We start from the raw sequence: 16,438 nt of genomic DNA on the forward strand, positions 1-16,438 counted from the left end.
TGATGCTTTATGGTATAATATTAATAATTATATTTAATTATTAATTTAGGAGTTTTTTATGTCTTTTGATGATGACAAACTTAATGATGAACTAACTAACGACGATAAGTACTTAACTGAAGATGAAGAGATTAAAAAAGTCTTCGAAGAAGAAGTAATAGTCGAAGAAGATGAAGAAGAAATTCCACCGCAAGAAAAAGAAGGTTACCAAGTTAAATCTGCTATCTTAGAAGAAGAAAAAGATGGACTTGCACCTGTTAGTCTTGTTGCGGAAATGAAATCTGCATTTATTGAATATGCAATGAGTGTTATTGTTTCACGGGCTCTTCCTGATGCTAAAGATGGACTAAAGCCAGTTCACCGTAGAATTTTTTACGCCATGAGTGAAATGGGGATGTTTTTTAACCAGCCACACAAGAAATCAGCCAGAATTGTCGGGGAAGTTTTAGGGAAATACCACCCACATGGTGACTCATCAGTTTATGAAGCAATGGTGCGTATGGCGCAAGATTTCTCACTTCGTTATCCTTTAATCGATGGTCATGGTAACTTTGGATCAATCGACGGTGACGAAGCTGCTGCAATGCGTTATACTGAAGCAAGAATGTCTAAAATGGCTTCGCTACTAGTAGATAGTATTAAAAAAGAAACAGTTGATTTTATTGATAACTACGACGCCACTGAAAAAGAACCTGTTGTTCTACCAGCAAGATTTCCAAACTTATTAGTTTCTGGAACAAGCGGAATTGCCGTTGGTATGGCAACAAGCATTCCGCCACATAATCTAGGAGATGTTATCAATGCTGCAATTGCATTAGCAGCAAATAGTGACATAAGTATTGATGAATTAATTGAAATAGTTCAAGCTCCCGATTTTCCAACTGGTGGTATTCTATTTGACAAAGCAAGTGTTGTTAATGCTTACAAAACCGGTAGAGGTAGTGTAACTATTCGTTCAAAAGCACATATTGAAAGATTTGCAAATGGTAAAAGTAGAATTGTTGTAAGTGAAATACCTTATGCAATCAAAAAGACTGACATCATTGAAAAAATAAGTCAATTAGTTAAAGAAAAAAGAATTGAAGGAATTGGAGATTTTAGAGACGAATCTAACCGTGAAGGCATCAGAATTGTTATTGATATTAAAAAAACATTCCATCCAGAAGTTATTCTAAATACTCTTTACAAACTTACTCAATTGCAATCTAAATTTTCAATCAACACTATTGCTTTAGTTAATAATGAGCCTAAACTATTGAATCTAAAGGATGCATTGCAAGTTTACATCGACCACCAAAAAGATGTAGTTACACGTCGTTTAAAATTTGACCTAGAAAAAGATGAACAAAGAGCACACATTTTACATGGTTTAAAAATTGCTGTCGAAAATATTGATGAAGTTATTGAAATTATCAAAAAATCAAAAACTGATGATGAAGCCCAATCTAGATTAGCACAAAGATTTTCATTATCAGAAGCACAAACAAAAGCTATTGTCGAAATGCGTTTAGGACGGCTAACAGGTTTAGCAATTGAAAAAATGAATGAAGAAATTGCGATGTTAGAAAAACGTATTGCCGAATACAAAGAAATCTTGAACTCAGAAGAAAAATTAATTCAACTAATCATTGAAGAATTGAGAGAAATCAAAGAACAATATGCAGACAAACGTCGCAGTGAAATTCGTTGAGATTTACAATCATCAATAGAAGATGAAGATTTAATCCCAGTTAAAGACATTGTTATAACTTACTCAGCTAATAACTATATTCGTCGTACTGATTTAGACGAATATCGTGAACAAAGACGAGGTGGAATTGGTTCGAATGCAGCCAAAACATATGCCGATGACAAAGTTGAAAATATTATCGTTACTTCAACTCACACCGATCTTTTAATTTTTACTTCAAGTGGTAAAGTCTTCCGGCTAAGAGGACATGAAATTCCTGCTACATCCAAAAATGCAAAAGGAACTCCAATAATCAATATTCTTCCTAACATGGATAAAGATGAAAATATCCGTGAAATTATTTCAACCAATGACTATGATTCAAACAAATACTTACTAACGGCTTCAAGAAATGGTATTTTGAAAAAAACAAGATTAAGTGAATATCGTTTGATTAATAGAAACGGAAAACGTGCCCTAGGCCTAAGAGAAGATGACCAACTTATTGCAGCAATGATAATAGAAGAAAACGAAGAAATTTTTGTTGCTGCTTCAAACAACAGACTAACTCGTTTTGATGCAAGTGAAATCAGGGCGCAATCAAGAATTGCCACTGGGGTAATCGGTATTAAACTAGACGAAGGTAGTCGTGTAGTATCGGTGTCATCTTCAAACCAAGGAAAATTGATTTTCTCAATGGGTTCTGAAGGTTATGGAAAAATGAGTGACGTTGAAGACTTTAGAAAAACTTCACGTAATGCTAAAGGAGTTATTGCTCTGAATGCAGCTAAGTCGGGTGAATTAGTTTACGCTGCTGCTGTTAAAGGAGACGAAGACCTAATTATTATGACCAAAGAAGGTATTGCTATTCGTTTTAATTTAAGACAAGTTTCAACCACTGGAAGAAATTCTAAAGGTGTTAAATTAATTACTCTAAAAAATAACAACGATCACATTGTTGCCATTGCTAAGATCAACAGTTTAAATGATGATGAAGAAAATACTGACGTTACTGACGCAAATCAAGACGTCAAAAACACAAGTAATGAATAAAAAACTACTTTAAAGAATAAAAAAGTTTATAATTATAAGTAGCACTAGGGATTTATATTCCTTAATCATGCATTTGCATTCTAGTGCCGTTACACAAATATAAATTTAAAAAAAGAGAGCTGGTCACTCTCTTTTTCTTTGTCTTTTTTATTTGTCTTCAATGCTTTCATATCCTGGTAGCAATTTGCCTTGGACATATTCTAGGCTTGCTCCACCACCAGTTGAAATGAAGCTAAAACGGTCTTGATAGTTTAATTTATTAATAGCAGCGACTGAATCTCCCCCACCCACTACTGAAAAACAGTCTGTATTTTGGGAAATGGCTATGGCTATCGATTTTGTTCCTACTTCATAATTACTAAATTCAGTAACTCCCAAGGGACCGTTTCAAAAAATAGTTTTTGCTTTTTGGATTTCATTAGCAAATAATTTCACAGTTTCAGGACCAATGTCCATTGAAGTGCAGTCAGCAGGTATATTTTTATTTTCGGGGCTTGAGTATTGTGGTTGGATATCTGCAAATTCTTTAGCATAAGCATTATCAATTGGTAATAAAATCTTTGTTTTATTGTTTTCATAAAGATTTTTTGCTAGTTCTAAGTAATCATCTTCAACTAGTGAAGTACCTATTTCGACACCTTGTGCCTTTAAGAAGGTATAAGCCATTGCTCCACCAATTAAAACCTTGTCACATTCTTTAATAAGCTGTTCTAAAACTTGAATTTTATCGCTTATTTTAGCCCCACCGATGATGGCTACATAAGGTCTTGCTGGATTATTTTTTAATTTAGCAAGATTTTCGATTTCTTCTTGCATTAAAAATCCTAAAGCACTTTCTTTTATGTTTGAAGCAATTCCAACATTTGATGCGTGACTACGGTGAGCAGTAGCAAATGCATCATTAACAAAAACATCGCCTAAAGAAGCTCAATATTTTGCCAATTCAGGATCATTTTTTGACTCAGCTTTGTTGTTTAAATCTTCAAAACGAGTGTTTTCTAAAAATAAAATTTGTCCACTTTTTAGATTTTTTATTGCTTCTTCAACTTCACTTCCTCTCGTTTTAGGGACAAAAAATACATCATTATCAACATATTTTTTGAACTCTTCAACAACTGGTTTTAGCGATTTGGAAACTAAGTCCTCTTCGGTTTTTACTCTTCCTAAATGACTTAATAAAATTAATTTAGCGCCCTGTTGAGTAATAAAGTTAATAGTTTTCAGTGCCTTTTTGATTCTGTTAGCATCAGTTACATAGTATTGATTATTGTCGTTTTTTGCAAGTGGCAAATTGAAATCAACTCTTGCTAAAACTATCTTATGTTTTAAATTAACATCATATAATGTCTTTTTCATGTCTTTCCTTTCATGCTATTAATATTATACTAGCAGCTAACTTATAAACAAAGTTTATAAATTTAATTTTTATTAAGTTTATAATTATTAATATTTACCATTTCAAGGAGGAATTATGGCTCAAAAAATGCGCGACAATCGCCAAAATGATGACATTGTAAAAACCAGTGTGTCTAACTACTTAAATGAGTTTGTGAACTTCGCAAAACAACCGCGTTTAAAAAAATATAATGAGCAAGCATTAATTGAGATATTCGAAGGCATTACCTGAATGTCACAAATTGATAGAAAACTTGCTAAAAAACAACAAGAATTTCGTAAACAACATGCTTTAAAAAATAACAAAAATGCTGTTGAATATGAATATGCAAAATGAAGCCAAGACTCGCGGGCACAAAAAATTGAAGAAACATCAACAAAATGACCTAGAGTAGTTGCAATTGGAGGTTTTGCAATTGCTCTAATTGTTGTTGTTCTATTAATTTTAACTGTAACAGTGTGAGCTCCAACTAAGTAGAGGTTATTTATGGAAAATGCATTTTTAATCATCATTTTAATTTTTGTTGTCCTAATTTTTCTCATTATGGTTATTTTGGCTTTTCATCAAATTTTGAAGTTTTTATCAAAATTCAAAAGCTTGAAACAGAAAGTAAGTAAAAGTTCGAAAATTAGATTAATCCACCAACTAAAAGAGAGTTTAGAATTTTTATCAAAACACAAAACGGGAGCTATTATTACTATTGAAATGAAAGAAAGACTTGATAACTTACGTACTGATGGAGTTATCATCGATGCTAATATTTCTTCTTCATTAATTATTAGTATTTTCAATAAACACACTCCTTTACACGATGGGGCAATCATTATTCGTGATAATAAAATTGTTTATGCTGCCACATACTACAAAATTACAAAAAAATCAATTGACAACAAATATGGAGCAAGACACCGTGCTGCTTTAGGAATTAGCGAAATCTCCGATTCCGTAACACTGGTTGTCAGTGAAGAAAACGGAAATATCACTCTTGCTAGAAATGGTTCGCTGAATTTAATTGCTATCGACCAGTTGCAAGAGTCTTTAGTAAACATTTTCAAAGATTACTAATTTAATAAGGAGGTAAAGATGAAAGACGTTTTAACCTTAAAGCAGCTAAAAAACGCCTTACAATTCAAAAACGTACACCTTATTCGTACTTTCGTTGATGAGACTCCTAATGCTACAATTGCTGACAAAATTGAAGAATTAACACCTTATGAAAGAATTTTCTTTTTCCGTATCATCAAACCAAAGGATAGCGGGGAAATTTTTTCATACCTTGAAAATGATATTCAAGAAGAAATAATTAAAGCATTTACTGACGAAGAACTCGAAGCTATTTTGGATGACTTATACTTAGACGACATTGTTGACTTGATTGAAGAAATGCCAGACAACATTGCACAAAAGATTTTGAGTCACGTTAAAAATAGTGATGATCGCAACAAAATTAATCGTCTTTTAAAATATGATGATGATTCGATTGGTTCAGTTATGAGTGTGGAATTCATTGCTTTACAGGATGATATTAGTTGCTCCAAAGCAATTGAAGAAATTCGGAAACTAAGAGAAGATTCTGAACTGGTTCACTACTATGTTGTTTTAGATCATGAACAACGTCTTCAAGGAGTAACCACTCTTGAAAATATTGTCTTTGTTGATTCAAGAAGAAATACAAAAATATTTGAAGTCACGGAAGCAATTGCAAGCGTTTCAGTTAATGACAAAAAAGAAAAAGCTGCTCGGATTTTCGCTGAGCAAGATATGTCAGTTCTTCCAGTTGTAAACGAAAAAAATCATGTTATTGGAATTATTACTTCCGACGACGTTATTGACGTTTTAGAAGAAGAAGCAACCGAAGATATTTATAAAATGGCCGGGATTAATGCTGAAGTCGAAATTTCATATAACGACAAAAACATTGTTCGCAAAATCTTTAAATCTCGGATTTTCTGACTAATAATTTTGATGGTTGGTTCAACATTTTCGCAATTAATCATTCAAGTATTCCAGGATAAGGTTGACAATAGTATATTGTTCCAAAGTGCAATTTCTTCAGCCATTATAGTTTCTATGGTTCCAGTTATTTCTGGAACAGCTGGTAATGCAGGTTCACAATCAGCAACAACCGTTATTCGAGCTATATCACTTGGTGAAGTGAAGAAAAAACCTTGACGCGTTGTTGGAATAGAAATGCGATCGGGACTATTGATTGCCACTGTCTTATTCATTGTCAATTTTGCACGTTTAACATTGTACTTTACCGCTACTCGCGATATCATGGGAAAAATTGGAGCAGATGGACATGTGGAAGTTACTACTGCCGGAGTATTGATAATGTGTTTAGTTTCAAGTTTAGCAATGTTTGTAGCAGTTATTTTTGCTAAATTTGTAGGTTCAGTTGTTCCTTTATTGGCCACAAAACTAAAAAAGGATCCGGCAGTTATGTCAAGCCCTATTCTTGCTACTGTTACTGATGCCACTTCGACATTGATATTCTTTAGTTTTGCAATGCTAATGTTTTCACTGTTCAGTCCAGTTATCCACTAATGAAATTAAACCTATTTTAAAGTCACAAATGATGTGACTTTTTTTAGGTTTTTTATACAAATTACGAAACGCTAAAATAATAAAAAAGAGCAAGAATCAATCTTACTCTGAGTATATAATATTACTTTTTGCTTTTTTCGTTATCCTGAAAGACTTCTTTACCAACTGCCATGATTTTAGCTATTTCTGAAAGGTTAGGTGGAATGATTATTTTTGTTGCTGTTCCATTAGCCAATGTTTTAATTTCATCTAAAGCTTTGTACTGTAAAACTTCTTTACTGATTTTAGCTTCATTCAATAATTCTATTGATTGTTTCTTAGCTTGTGCTTCTAACAAAATTCTTTGTTTTTCAGCCTCAGCTTGTAAAATGATTTTTTCTTTAGCAGCTTCAGCATTTAGGATTACGCTTTCTCTATTCCCTTGAGCATTAAGAATCAGTGATTGTTTGATTCCTTCTGATTCTAAAATTCTTGCTCTCTTATCCCTTTCAGCTTGCATTTGGCGAATCATTGCTTGCTCTACTTCTTTTGGCGGAATGATGTTTTGAATTTCAACTCTATTTACTCTAATTCCCCACGCATCTGATGCTTCGTCTAATGTTTTTGTTAGTTTCGCATTAATTATTTCTCTCGATGTCAACGACTGGTCTAATTCTAGTTCTCCAATTAGATTTCTCAAGGTGGTTGCTACCAAGTTTTCGATTGCCTTGAAAGGATTTTCTGCCCCATATGAATATAGTTTGGCATCAAAAATCTTCAAGTAAACTACTGTGTCTACTTTAATTGTGGCATTATCTTTTGTAATAACACTTTGAGCAGGGAAGTCAAACACTTTTTCTTTAATATTTTTCTTTTACTACTACCCGGTCAATGATTGGAAAAATGAAGTTAACTCCTTTTTCCAATGTTCTGTGATACTTACCTAATCTTTGTACAATTCAAAAATATGTTTCTGGCACTATTTTGATTGAAAGACATAATAAAACAATTACTAAAAGAGCTAAAAATCCGAATACTATTCCTAAAATTGTTGCTGTTGTCATATTAACTCCTATTTATAAACTCGAAAAGCAGACTATTGACTGTTGTCATAGCTTCAGTCATAACACTCTTCATTTAAAATATCTTCAACTAAATTCTTTAAACTTCCTGTTCCGTTGCCAGTAACGATTAATAATTCATCTTCATAAGAATTGTAGTCAAAACTTCTTAGACTATTAATCACTACCGCTGCTGCACGATTAATATCTAAACCATGTAAGTCTATTTTTCTAGTCATTTTGCTTTCTTAATTTCTGGCATTTTGGGCAGAAATATGTCCCCCTTCCATTAGTTTTCGTTTTTTGAATGATAGTTTGACAAATTGTACAAGGTTTATTTACTTTAGTATGAACTTTAAGAAAATGTTGATACTGACCTTCTTGCTTGTTGAGTGATTCATAAGAATCAATCGTTGAGCCACCAAGTTCTTCACTTTTGTGCATAATTTCTGAAGCTTTTTGCATCAAAAGCTTCAATTCTTGTTTGCTTACGAGTTTTGAAGGTGTTTGTGGGTGAATTTTGGCTGCAAATAAGCTTTCATCAGCATAAATATTACCTATTCCTGAAACCAGCTTTTGATTTAAAATCATTGTTTTAATAGCAGTTGAAGATTTGCTAGTTTTAGCATAAAGTGAATCAATATCCACTTTGTCAGGTGTCAGGGCCACTGAAGCTAGCGGTTGACTTGTCAAGTAATTGTTTTTATTGCGTAAATGAAAAGTACCAAACGCCCTAGAGTCCACATATTGTAATTGTGAATTATCGCTAAAATTAAAAACTACATGGGCATGTTTTTCGAATTCGTGTTTTTGGTCATAATAACGATATTTACCTTCCATACGCAAATGAGAAATCATGACTAAGTTGTTAGTAAAAAAGAACACAATGTGCTTTGCAACATTGCTAATATCAATGATTTTTTGATTTTTTAGTTCATTTTGAAACGCTTCACTATCAACATCTTTGATCATTTTTGTTTTGTTAACAATGACTGAATCGATAGTTTTATTCAAAACACATTCTTTGAGTTTTTTTACAACAACTCGAACTTCTGGTAATTCTGGCATATAACTTAATTTTATCAAATCAGTATAGTCCTAAGACTTATAATATTTATTATGACTAATAAATATGATGATGTTTTTGTTACCACAACTGACACGGTTTTAGGTCTAGGAGTAAGATTAAAAGATAATAATTTAGACTTGCTTTATGAATTGAAACAACGTGATTTTACTAAAAAAATAATAATTTTAGTTGCCGATATAGAGCAAGCAAAACAAATCGTGGAATGAAACCAAAAAGCTGAACAAGTGGCAGAAAAATATTGACCTGGTGCGGTGAGTTTAATTGTTAAAGGGCAAGGTTTTAGAATGCCGAATCAGCCAAAACTTTTGGAATTTTTACGCAAAAATGGTCCTTGTTATGTTACAAGTTGTAACATCAGCAATCAACAAGTAGCCAAAAATTTAGAAGAAGCAAAAAAAATCTTTCCTCAATTAACCAAATTTTACGATTTTGGTGAACTTTCAGGGCAACCAAGCAAGATAATAGACTTGGATAATGGTAAAATTATAAGGGAATAGATTGGAGAAAATATGGATAAAAAGACAGTAGCCATTGCTTCAGATCATGCTGGCTATGAGTTAAAAAGTGAACTTGTTAATTCATTAGGTAAACAAGGTTACAAAGTTATTGACTTAGGAACCAAAAGCGGTACAGAAAGTGTTAATTATGCCGATTATGGTTTCAAACTAGCTAAGTACATGAAAGACCATCCTGATGTTGAAGGAATAGGAATTTGTGGAACAGGACTAGGAATAAGTTACGCTCTAAATCGTTTCAGCTTCATTCGTGCGGCAAGAATTACAAGCAATGAAGATGCTAAACTTGCTAAACTACACAATAATGCCAATGTTATTGTTTTTGGCGGACGCCAAACAAGTCCAGAAGAAGCATTGGAAATGTTTAAAATTTGACACAATACAGATTTCGAAGGTGGCAGACACGAATTACGTTTACACACATTAGAAACTAAAGGTTCGCAAGATTAATTAATAAGTTCAACTTTTTGAGAGACACAACTTTTGAGTAGTTGTGTTTTTTTATTTGCTTTTTTATAGTTAATAAAAAAACAAGAACCGCTGGTATTAACAGTTCTTGTTTGTATATTGTTGATTATTCATTAACGTCAGTTAATTGGTAAGAAGATTAGACATCAAATAGCTACTCCAGTAAGAGATAGTCCCGCAATTGCTGAAATTACTATGAAGGTTAGATTTCAGTATTTACGAGCAAATTCCTTGATTGAGGTAAATATTTTTTTGAAAACACTTTTGCTTTGCATAATTATCCTTTTTGACCGCTTCCTTGTCTTGAAATTGCTCTCATAATTCTTCCTCTAAATAAGAAGTAAACGACAAGCATAGGTAGAATAACAAGAACGTTGGCAGCCATCCGAATATTTCTGTAAATAATTGATTGTTCACTTGAGTCATCTTTACCAGTAGTAAATAATCACACGTTCATAACTGTGTAGCTTCCTTGTCCTTTTGCTCCCAAAATTAATTGTGGTCACATGAATGAGTTTCAAGAAGCAAGTGCAGTTAGAATAACAACAGTTCAAATAGTTGATTTAACCATTGGGACAGCAACACGAACAAAGAATTTTAGCTCGTTTGCCCCATCGATCATTGATGATTCACGTACTGAATCAGGAATTGCTTCGAAAGCATTTCTGAACATAAATCCAGAGAAAACACTAGCTGCAAAAGGAATTGTTAAAGCAACAAATGTTCCCTGGTTAGCATTTAGTCCCATCGTAACAATAACTTTGTACTGACCGGCCATTAAGGCTGTTTCAGGTAGAACTAGTAATGCTAAGAAAAATCCTCAAGAGAAATTTTTGAATCTTCATTTTCTTAAACTAAAGGCATATCCAAATGTCATAGCAAAGAAAATACGACAAGTAACACTGAAGGCAGTTATCGCCGCAGTGAATACAACAGCGCTTCAGTATCCTTCTTGGTATGCTTTAGCGAAGTTATCTCAATGAGCTTTGAATTGTGCTGATTCTCCATTACGTGGATATCAAATGATTATGTCTTTACGGTTAGCAGCATCTGATGAAATCAGTGATTGAGAAATCATGAAGTAGAAAGGGAATAAAATTAGTAGACCAAAAAATGTCAGAATTAAGAATTTAAAGATGAAGGCAAGAAGTTGTCCAACAACTTTATTGTTTTCAACTCCTTTAGTTAAATTCTCAACTTTAGAATTTAAAGACTTTTTTTGTAAATGGTGTCTTGCTATTAATTTTACGTGATACACGTTTTACTCCTAATGTTGTACTCAATCTAAATGATACGGCTACTAATTTACGTACTGAGAATGAAACAAATACTCCCAGAACAAACAAAATAAGTGATGCTGCTCCAGCTAAGTAGAAGTTTCCTTCTGCTACTGCTTTATAAACGAATAACATAATGGTTGCTCCACCATTATTAACAGCATCTGTTGGGCTGTTGTTGAATAAAGCAAGTGGAAAAACTTTAATTCCCCCAATTATTCCGATTGTAATTAAGAATGAAATAGTTTTACGAATAGAAGGTAATGTAACTGAGAAGAATTGTTTTAATTTGTAGGCTCCATCGATTGAAGCTGATTTGTATAATACTGGACTAACTGATAACATAGCAGTTGTCAAGATAAGAATTTGGAATGCTAAGCTTCCTCAAATTCCGTTGATTAGAATAGCAAAGAATGCTGTTCAAGAATTGGTAGACGCTGATGTTAATCAAGGAACCCTTTTACCAATAATGGCATTTAAAATTCCGGCATCTGATGCGAATAAGTATGAAAATGTAACAGCAACAGCAATTGAGCTGGTTACATATGGTAAGAAGAATAGTGTTTGTCAAAATCCTCTTGCTCATTTTTTAACCACGTGGGCGATTGCACTAGAAATTAAAATAGAGCAAGTTAGAGATAATGGCAAGGCCATCAAAGAATAAATAATTGAGTTTCTTAGTCCGATTTGGAATTGTTGACTTCTTAATAGAGTTTTAAAGTTATCAATACCAGGACTTACGTCTGAAACTAGAAAACCTGTTTGCACTTTGAAGGCGTCAGTAATTGTTATTATGAAAGGAATAATAATAAATAAAGTAATAAGTAATAATGAAGGCAAAATCAGAATAAGAGGTTTGTAAAATTTCTCTTTTCTGTTTAAAATGCTTAAACTGGTTAAATGTTTTTTAATGCGAAATTTCTTCAAGAAGAAAGATTTAAAAGAAAACATTATTTGTTTACTCTTTCACCAGTTTCTATGTCGAATAAGTGTAATTTATCAATGTTTTTTACACCTAATTTAATTGTGTCACCAACTTCATAACGATCTTTTGCAGTCAAGTAAACGTTAGCAATGGTGTCAATGTTTTGTAAGTAAACTTGTGATTGAATTTCTTTTCCTAGATACTCAACAACTTTAATATCAGCATCAATAAATCCATTTGCTGATTCGGTTAGTGATTCCGCTCTGAATCCTACACGAATTTTGTTTTTGTTGTAGTTATCTACTTTAACAAGTCTGTGATTGTTAACAACAACGTAATTATCAACAACGTCGGCATTAATAATAGTCATTTCAGGCATTCCAAGGAATTTAGCAACGAATTCGTTAGCTGGTTTTTCATATAGTTCCATTGGAGAACCCATTTGTTGTACTAAAGCAGTTGACATACATACAACTCTGTCACTAATTGACATAGCTTCTTCCTGGTCATGAGTAACAAAGACTGTTGTGATTCCACTTTCTTGTTGCAATTTTCTAATTCATTTACGTGTTGAGATACGTAATTTAGCATCCAAGTTTGATAGTGGTTCGTCCAATAGAAGAATTTTTGGTTTTTTAACAATTGCCCGAGCAATAGCTACCCGTTGTTGTTGCCCTCCACTTAATTGTGTAGGTCTTTTTCATAAGTTTTTAGTAATTTCAACTTTGTTAGCAACTTCCATAACATCACGGTTAATTGCTTCACTGATTGTTAAAACATCTTTTGACAGCTCAACAATTTGAGCTCTTACTTCAGGTCTTGATTGTTCAACTAAAGCATGAACTTTTTCGTTTAGTGAGTAAAGTTTTCTGTTACATTTTCAACCTTGACCTTGTTTTTCAAAAATTGGGTCGAAAATTGTATACAAGTCTTGTTTATATTTTTTGTTGATTTCGTTTCTTAATTTTTTAGCTTTTGCAACATTTTCTTTAATTTTTACATTGATAATGTGGTGGTTTGCAATTGCTTTATCTTTTTTGAAAATTCTTTTTGCTTGTCTGTATAGGATAGCATTTCTTACTTTTGTTGTTTTATACTCAAATTTATAAATTTGTGAGTAAGCATTAATGATGATTTTAGCAATTGATTTTTCGATGATATCTTGTGGATCAATTTTATTTTCACCAGCAAATGCGTTTTTAACAACGTCAGCACGTCATTTTTCAAAGTTTTCAACAGTTCGTTTGTAATCATTGATTCTACGTACTTGATCATCAAGAATTCTTAGTTTTGACACTGATTTCAATTGATCAAAAGTAGCTTTTTCAATCTTACATTCTAAGATTTTGTTTACTAATTTGTTATTTGGATGAATTAAAACAGGTTTTACTGAATCCATTTCAGATTTAGTATTAACTGTTTTAGCTTCCATTAGTTCAGGAGCAATGTAGTGCAATTGTTTTCTTTCTTCTGAACGTAATTTTTTTTCAATTTGCTTGAATTGTGCAATTGAAGCAACTAATTTTTGTGCTTCTTTTTGAATTTTAGGTTGAATATCTACATATCTCGAATCGATTTTTAAGTTAAGTGCGTTTTTAGTTTCGCGTACATTTTGGTGTAGATCTTTTGATTTTTTCAAAACATCTTTTGTTAATTTATTTAATTCAGCAACTGATTTAGATTCTAAACGCCCTACTTCATTTGAAGAATGTTCATAAATATTGTTTTTTTCTGATTTTAGTCCTAAAATGTATTTTCTACTTTCTTTAGGGTTGTCGATTGTCATGTAGAAAGTTTTTCTTAGTTCTTTAATTTCGTCTTCAGAAACATTATTTTCTTTTAGAATCAATTCGTAAATTTTGTGTTGTGCGCTACGCGAATTTTCAATTGTTTCTTCTTTTCAGTGTTGATCATTACTTAATGGGAAGGCAATATTGTCATACACAGTCATGTGTGGATAAAGAGCGTAGTTTTGGAAAACTAACCCTAATTCACGTTGTTGTGGTGAATATTTAGTTACATCTATACCACGGAAGAAAATTTTTCCGCTTGTAGGTTTTAGTAATCCTGAAATAGCATTCAGAGTTGTTGACTTACCACTTCCTGATGGACCTAATAGAGTAACAAGTTCACCTTCGTGAATATCAAAAGTAACATTGTTTACAGCAACTGCATCACCGAAGTCAATAACTAAATTTTTAATTTCAATAGCTGGAATTTGTTTTTTTAGTTCATATCTTTCTTTGGCATATTGATAAACTTTTTCTTGTTCTTTTTCAATATTTAGTTCACTCATTTGCACTCCTTTCTTTGTTATTTATTATCTTTTGTTTCAGACTTCAGACTACCGTCGGAATTGACTAAAAATTGTTCAAATCCGCCTTCTCTTTCACTCAAGAATCTAGAAAGATTGTTATCTCTTTCAGTGGTTATTCAGCCACCTTGAGTAAATTCAGGTAGTAACATAAATTGAGTCGTTGGATCTCCGTGTGTCACGTATACTCTTGGAACAAAATCATAAGGTTTATTAGCACTGAACAATTTATAAAAACCTTGCTTGTGAATTATTCCGTAATTTGTAGCGGCCCAGAAGTAAGGCATGAATAGAGTTTGGAAAGAAAGAAAATCATCAGATACTTGTGAAATGAATTGTAGCAATTCAGATTCTCCCACCCTTGGAGTGGAAAAACCATTTTTCAGAACTTCAAATTCGTAACATTTAGTGAAATCTGATAACTCTGTTGGATTTGGCTTGTCTGAATATAATGATATTCCTACTAAACGATCGTATGACATACTACTTACAAGTATTTTTATTTTTCTTCCTGGAGTCAAAATTGATTCAGCAAATTTTGTATCTTGATCGCTAGCAAATTGCTCTTCAGTGTGTTTTGGATCACCATCAACATATGTTGTTGGTCCTGGTGCCTCAGGAGTGTCTAGTGCTCAAGAACGGATTCTTGCTTGCATTTCTTTGCCATCTTTTATGTATTTAACAGTATAAGTATCTCCATCACTTACTCTTACAACAGTTGCATCATATACAACAAATTTATCTCAATAAGTTTTGTAAGAAGTAGTTATTTCTCCTGTACTTGAATCAAAATTTTTCTCTTCTTTCTTTATCGATAGAAGCTTTGAAAAATCAACATTGACTAAATTTTCAATAGCATCATAAACTGTTTGCGATGATTTTTTTCAGTTATCAACTTTAGATGCTTCTTCATTGTTGCCACGATTTGATCCGCCTCTGTTATCACTACCACCATTAACATTCACACAAGAAACAACTGGAAGGCAAGCAAAAGCAGTTAACGATGTAACTGCTAATGTGCTTAACAAAATTTTTTTGTTTTTTCGCATGAAATTATTCTAAGCTCAATGATTCTTTAATTGCTTTAACGTAGGCATTAAAATTAATTGCACTTCCATTTGCTGCTTTGTTTGCTAAACCTTTTCCTGCACCTGTTATCGCGCTTCTTAAACGTTGTGATTTAGGGGCAGCAACGTCCTCTACAATCTTGTTATCTTTTGAGTCATGTTCAATTGTGATTAATTCTTTTGAAATTATTTTAATAGCATCATTTGCATCAGAACTATCTACTTGGTCAATTGACATGCTTAATTTAGATTTTGTTGGAGCTAAGTAGTCAGCCAATTCAGCTAGTGATTCAACTGGAGCTTGATCTTTAGCTGAGGTTTTTGTTATATTTCTGTTTGTGAATGTTATTTCATCTGAATCATGGTTCACTGTTAACATTCATTTAACAAATTCTAATGTTGCTTTATCTTCAGTGTCGTTTGAATGTACTCCAATAATTGAAGGACCTTGCAATAATGTGAAGGTTTTTTGTGAAGAAGCTTTTGCTTTAGATGGGGCACCTAATCACATCATATCTTCTTTTTGTGCTGAGTTTGCTGAACCTGATTTTTGTTCAAATAAATCACTTGGAACTCAATATACTTCAAAATCTTTTCCATTTTTATCAACAACAGTTCCATTTAAGAATTTAGCACCATCTAGTATTCCTTCTCTTCCATTTCTTGAGAATTTGATTTTTCCATTGCTTTCAACAGAAAGCACTTTTTGTTCTGGATCTGTACTGCTGAATATCAAGTAACCATTAGTTAAGCCAGCAACAGCAGCTTTTAATTTAGTTGCATCGTCCGCTGTCTTAGGCGAATAGTCGTATCCATTTTTTGACACATCTTCTGCTACTGTAGGTAAAATTTTATTTTTATATTTACCAAAGTTAACTATACTTTTTGATTGATCTGCTGAGGCAGAAAGTGTATTTACAAGCCCTTCAGCTGAAGAACCTTGTAGCAATGAACCTGCTTTAGATCCAAATACAAGAAGTTTTGAAGATCCTTGAGTGAATGTTTTACTTCAACCTGCTGTTGAACCTAGAGAAATAGCAAGGTTATGGATAACTAGTTCATTTGAACCATATGCTC

General features: G+C 32.7%; 17 protein-coding genes and 1 pseudogene. 6 read left to right on the forward strand and 12 right to left on the reverse strand.

Annotation, left to right across the window (positions count from 1 at the left end):
- The first annotated feature begins 58 nt into the window (after nucleotides 1–58).
- The gene (gyrA, locus tag ACWXVT_RS03020) at nucleotides 59–2,722 is read left to right on the forward strand and encodes a DNA gyrase subunit A (RefSeq protein WP_455968046.1); all 2,664 of its coding nucleotides are present in this window, start codon (nucleotides 59–61) and stop codon (nucleotides 2,720–2,722) included.
- A 147-nt stretch (nucleotides 2,723–2,869) separates the two neighbouring features.
- Here the strand turns inward: gyrA and ACWXVT_RS03025 are convergent, their stop codons facing one another.
- On the reverse strand, nucleotides 2,870–4,078 hold the full coding sequence (locus ACWXVT_RS03025) for a phosphoglycerate kinase (RefSeq protein ID WP_438341619.1): 1,209 nt from the start codon (nucleotides 4,076–4,078) through the stop codon (nucleotides 2,870–2,872).
- A gap of 115 nt (nucleotides 4,079–4,193) precedes the next feature.
- Here ACWXVT_RS03025 and ACWXVT_RS03030 point away from each other — a divergent pair, with 115 nt between their 5' ends.
- From ACWXVT_RS03030 to mgtE, 3 genes are read left to right on the forward strand one after another with little or no spacing between them, the layout of a single operon-like run.
- Nucleotides 4,194–4,595, forward strand: a complete 402-nt coding sequence (locus ACWXVT_RS03030) for a hypothetical protein (RefSeq protein WP_438341618.1) — start codon at nucleotides 4,194–4,196, stop codon at nucleotides 4,593–4,595.
- Nucleotides 4,596–4,604: 9 nt separating this feature from the next.
- Nucleotides 4,605–5,183 carry a diadenylate cyclase gene (locus ACWXVT_RS03035; RefSeq protein WP_438341617.1) on the forward strand — a complete coding sequence of 193 codons (579 nt, stop codon included), beginning with the start codon at nucleotides 4,605–4,607 and terminating at the stop codon, nucleotides 5,181–5,183.
- A gap of 18 nt (nucleotides 5,184–5,201) precedes the next feature.
- Nucleotides 5,202–6,665, forward strand: coding sequence for a magnesium transporter (gene mgtE / locus ACWXVT_RS03040; protein WP_455968048.1), 1,464 nt, complete (start codon nucleotides 5,202–5,204; stop codon nucleotides 6,663–6,665).
- A 121-nt stretch (nucleotides 6,666–6,786) separates the two neighbouring features.
- Here mgtE and ACWXVT_RS03045 read toward each other — a convergent pair whose 3' ends face one another.
- Genes ACWXVT_RS03045 through mutM form a run of 4 tightly spaced genes read right to left on the reverse strand, consistent with a single transcriptional unit; the run spans nucleotide 6,787 to nucleotide 8,773 of the window.
- A complete protein-coding gene (locus tag ACWXVT_RS03045) occupies nucleotides 6,787–7,497 on the reverse strand; it encodes an SPFH domain-containing protein (protein WP_455968049.1) in 711 nt (236 codons plus the stop codon).
- A 7-nt stretch (nucleotides 7,498–7,504) separates the two neighbouring features.
- Nucleotides 7,505–7,708, reverse strand: coding sequence for an SPFH domain-containing protein (locus ACWXVT_RS03050; RefSeq protein WP_455968050.1), 204 nt, complete (start codon nucleotides 7,706–7,708; stop codon nucleotides 7,505–7,507).
- 32 nt (nucleotides 7,709–7,740) lie between these two features.
- Nucleotides 7,741–7,944 (reverse strand): Smr/MutS family protein, encoded by a 204-nt coding sequence (locus tag ACWXVT_RS03055; protein WP_455968052.1) that lies wholly within the window; start codon nucleotides 7,942–7,944, stop codon nucleotides 7,741–7,743.
- On the reverse strand, nucleotides 7,937–8,773 hold the full coding sequence (mutM, locus tag ACWXVT_RS03060) for a DNA-formamidopyrimidine glycosylase (protein ID WP_438341613.1): 837 nt from the start codon (nucleotides 8,771–8,773) through the stop codon (nucleotides 7,937–7,939). The genes ACWXVT_RS03055 and mutM overlap by 8 nt, the downstream gene beginning before the upstream one ends.
- Before the next feature lie 51 nt (nucleotides 8,774–8,824).
- On the opposite strand from mutM, the gene ACWXVT_RS03065 reads away from it, so the two are divergent.
- Nucleotides 8,825–9,292 carry a Sua5/YciO/YrdC/YwlC family protein gene (locus ACWXVT_RS03065; protein ID WP_438341612.1) on the forward strand — a complete coding sequence of 156 codons (468 nt, stop codon included), beginning with the start codon at nucleotides 8,825–8,827 and terminating at the stop codon, nucleotides 9,290–9,292.
- Nucleotides 9,293–9,304: 12 nt separating this feature from the next.
- Complete coding sequence (locus ACWXVT_RS03070; RefSeq protein WP_438341611.1) at nucleotides 9,305–9,760, forward strand: RpiB/LacA/LacB family sugar-phosphate isomerase; 456 nt, start codon at nucleotides 9,305–9,307, stop codon at nucleotides 9,758–9,760.
- A 131-nt stretch (nucleotides 9,761–9,891) separates the two neighbouring features.
- Here the strand turns inward: ACWXVT_RS03070 and ACWXVT_RS03075 are convergent, their stop codons facing one another.
- From ACWXVT_RS03075 to ACWXVT_RS03105, 7 genes and pseudogenes are all read right to left on the reverse strand, one after another.
- Nucleotides 9,892–10,053, reverse strand: coding sequence for a hypothetical protein (locus tag ACWXVT_RS03075; protein ID WP_438341610.1), 162 nt, complete (start codon nucleotides 10,051–10,053; stop codon nucleotides 9,892–9,894).
- 2 nt (nucleotides 10,054–10,055) lie between these two features.
- Nucleotides 10,056–11,036, reverse strand: a complete 981-nt coding sequence (locus ACWXVT_RS03080; protein ID WP_438341609.1) for an ABC transporter permease subunit — start codon at nucleotides 11,034–11,036, stop codon at nucleotides 10,056–10,058.
- A complete protein-coding gene (locus ACWXVT_RS03085) occupies nucleotides 10,978–11,823 on the reverse strand; it encodes a carbohydrate ABC transporter permease (protein WP_455968053.1) in 846 nt (281 codons plus the stop codon). Before ACWXVT_RS03085 ends, ACWXVT_RS03080 begins: the two co-directional genes overlap by 59 nt.
- A 182-nt stretch (nucleotides 11,824–12,005) precedes the next feature.
- Nucleotides 12,006–13,766, reverse strand: coding sequence for an ABC transporter ATP-binding protein (locus ACWXVT_RS03090; RefSeq protein WP_455968064.1), 1,761 nt, complete (start codon nucleotides 13,764–13,766; stop codon nucleotides 12,006–12,008).
- Between the two features lie 132 nt (nucleotides 13,767–13,898).
- A pseudogene (locus ACWXVT_RS03095) lies at nucleotides 13,899–14,276 on the reverse strand (ATP-binding cassette domain-containing protein); the annotation flags it as partial.
- Between the two features lie 17 nt (nucleotides 14,277–14,293).
- On the reverse strand, nucleotides 14,294–15,343 hold the full coding sequence (locus ACWXVT_RS03100) for a hypothetical protein (protein WP_455968054.1): 1,050 nt from the start codon (nucleotides 15,341–15,343) through the stop codon (nucleotides 14,294–14,296).
- Nucleotides 15,344–15,347: 4 nt separating this feature from the next.
- The coding region (locus tag ACWXVT_RS03105; RefSeq protein ID WP_455968056.1) for a hypothetical protein at nucleotides 15,348–16,438 on the reverse strand (1,091 nt) is incomplete at its 5' end.

This window comes from Mycoplasma sp. 1573 (assembly GCF_053851775.1).